Here is a 746-nt window from a genome sequence, read left to right on the forward strand (position 1 = left end):
GGACCATTCCCTTGCGAGCCATGTTGCTAAGCGCTCCCGTCGGTCTCGCTTTCCTCGTCAATCATCCGGACTGGCAGATAAGCATTCGTTTCCAGCCACTCACGCAAGACGATCTGAATGAGCTCCGACCGGCCGATTTTCATTTCAGCGGCAATGGAGTTCAGTGCGTCCTGTGTTGCTGGCTCTAGCGGGAGGCCGGCGACGTTCCGGAGCATCAACGCAGCGCGCCGAAGCATGATCGGAAGATCCGCTCGCGACATGTCGGCGATGCTATCGGCGGCGTTCTCCAGTTCTTTGGCGAAGGATGATAGGGGCATGGCTCTCATCCTAAAGACAACAGCGGAATAATACACAGCAATTCAATTGAACAACGGGTGTATCGGGGAACGCCGCAAAATTATCTTGGTTGGATTGGCAGCAGGGATCACGGTTCACCTGGGCGGGCATCAATGGATGAGACGGTGATCCGAATATGCAGGCGGAACCTGTCGAAGAACAGCACGACCGCGAAGCCGTGGACCTCAGCTCTGTCATTGAACGCGTAACTGCGAGGGTTATCCACAGGTCACCAAGATTGGTAAAACGCTCCGAGCTTCGTTAAGGTTTCGTTAACACTCTGAGAGCATCGTTCGCGTGGGTTCTGAACCCCTAATCGCCTACGAAGCCCGCTGCCTAACCCCAAGCCCCCCGCCCAGGCAGCGGGCTTACTTTTCCAAAGAGAGCCACGTTGGCAGACAGCGCTCACC

Annotated in this window: 1 protein-coding gene; it reads right to left on the bottom strand. The window is 56.2% G+C overall.

From position 1 onward, the window contains the following. Window positions 1–26: 26 nt before the first annotated feature. The gene (locus EOA22_RS35905) at window positions 27–317 is read right to left on the bottom strand and encodes a hypothetical protein (protein ID WP_063170623.1); all 291 of its coding nucleotides are present in this window, start codon (window positions 315–317) and stop codon (window positions 27–29) included. Window positions 318–746 lie beyond the last annotated feature (429 nt).

This window comes from Mesorhizobium sp. M7A.F.Ca.US.014.04.1.1 (assembly GCF_003998745.1).
Taxonomy (GTDB): Bacteria; Pseudomonadota; Alphaproteobacteria; order Rhizobiales; family Rhizobiaceae; genus Mesorhizobium; species Mesorhizobium ciceri.